Source organism: Staphylococcus pasteuri, assembly GCF_030547725.1.
Taxonomy (GTDB): Bacteria; Bacillota; Bacilli; order Staphylococcales; family Staphylococcaceae; genus Staphylococcus; species Staphylococcus pasteuri.
Genome location: NZ_JAUOQO010000713.1, coordinates 1 through 247 on the forward strand (window position 1 = coordinate 1; position 247 = coordinate 247).

A 247-nucleotide genomic window follows, 5' to 3' on the forward strand; every position below is an offset into this window, starting at 1 on the left:
GAGGCGGAATGGGAAGGCCAGTTCCGGCCGATGATCGAGAAGGTCGGCACCTCGCAGCCGGTCTATTGCTGCTTCGACCCCGAGGCGACGACGTACCGACAGAACCGGACGTACTTCGGGAAGTTCGACAAGGCGCCGTTCGCGACCGGCCGCCGCAAGCCCGGCACATTCGGCGGCGAATATACGCTCTCGTCTCTGGTCTAGGACAAACCCCGGCGCCGTCCCTCCCTGAGCGCCGGGGAATGGG

1 protein-coding gene is annotated in these 247 nt (G+C 66.0%); it reads left to right on the forward strand.

The genetic code is table 11. The features are described from left to right. A partial coding sequence (locus tag Q4528_RS15240; RefSeq protein WP_303522543.1) for a hypothetical protein occupies positions 1-204 on the forward strand: 204 nt, incomplete at its 5' end. Positions 205-247 lie beyond the last annotated feature (43 nt).